1 pseudogene is annotated in these 1581 nt (G+C 39.1%); it reads left to right on the plus strand.

Going from position 1 to position 1581, the window contains the following annotated elements:
- Positions 1 to 392: 392 nt before the first annotated feature.
- A pseudogene (locus tag F6K49_RS47560) lies at positions 393 to 1187 on the plus strand (alkaline phosphatase family protein); the annotation flags it as partial.
- Between the last annotated feature and the right edge of the window lie 394 nt (positions 1188 to 1581).

A 1581-nucleotide genomic window follows, 5' to 3' on the forward strand; every position in this document is an offset into this window, starting at 1 on the left:
TTGCCCTTTGGCTTTCGGTGAAGGGTAGATTGGTAGGTTGGAGGGTTGTTCGCCTTTGGCGTTCCCGTAGGGCAGGTTGGAGGTTGTTCGCCTTTGGCGTTCCCGTAGGGCAGGTTGGAGGTTGGAGAAAATCCTAAATTTATCATATCTGGATAAGCCAAAGGTGGGGCAAACCCCACCTTTTTTTTATATTTCATTTAAAATTAATATTAGTTTAATTTTTTTTATAAAATTCATAATACTTTCTTAAATAAACCAGGCAACTATAGTCAAATCAAAATGTTTTTTTACTATTTTTTTTAGAAAAGTCAATGACTGAGAATAAAGCTATTGTCATCGGTATTGATGGAGCGCAGTTATAAAAACTAGACGAAACTCCTACACCATATCTTGACAGTTTAAATATTATAGAGTCTTTCACAGGAGGGATTCAAGGAACAGAAACAGAACAACAAACCTTTAGTGGTCCAGGTTGGGGCAGTTTATTAACAGGTGTTTGGGCAAACAAGCACGGTATTGTTTCCAATGACGATACATTAAGAGCTAAGCCAGACTATCCTAGCATTTTTGAATACGTTCATAATGACGATCCCGATAACTATATTGCTTCTGTGGTTAACTGGGGTCTAATCAATGCTTATTTTGAGGAAGATGTTAATTCAATTGTTGATTTTGAATTGACCGCACCAGAACCCACTGATGATCAACTGGCTCAAGATAATATTATTGCGCAAACTGTAGCCGATTTAATCTTAAAACAAGGGCCAGATTATACCTTCGTTCATCTCGATAACGTTGATGTTGTGGCTCACAATTTTGGTTTTTCTACCGAATATTTAGAAGCAATTACTATGGCTGATGGTCATGTGGGTAAAATTCTTGATGCGGTAGAAGAAAGAGAAGCAGCATATCCCGATGAAGATTGGTTAGTGATTGTGACTACAGATCATGGTCGCGAACCATCAGAAGGCTTTGATCACGGTGGACAAACTGACTCGGAAAGAAGGACTTTTATTGCATCTAATAAAGAACTAGATGATTCTTCCGTTGCACCTGCAACTGATGTTGTACCCACTGTTCTTGATCATTTGGATATTGAAGGCGGTGAATTTGATGGAACATCTCTTCTTGAGTCTCAACCCGAGGGAGCATGTCACTTATGCAGAACATTTGTACTCAAGCTATAGCCCCGTAATGTGTTTTAGCTTGCTGTGATAGTATATAGTTCATCTGTTCTACAATTTTGACCTGCTCCCCTTTTGTACCAAGAGTTTTTGGAGAGCGAACGCGCCCCGCGTGACCAAAGGTCAATCGCATTTATGTAACAACAGTTTTCAGAAAGCGATCGCGTAGCGTGACATGCAGATCAATCGCACTACTTCAGGAAAGTCCCCATCCAGCAGAATCCCTGAGACTGGCACTCTCAGGACTTACGTAAAGACACCAGATAGGTCGTATAGTATGATCAGGCTAAATTCATAACTAAAGAAGGTTTTTGAAGTTCTTTAGTTAAATATGAAGATAAACTTTGGTGCTTAATTTTATAAACTGTACATTGATTCAAGTAAGCTAGTTTTTTCA

Source organism: Moorena sp. SIO3I6, assembly GCF_010672095.1.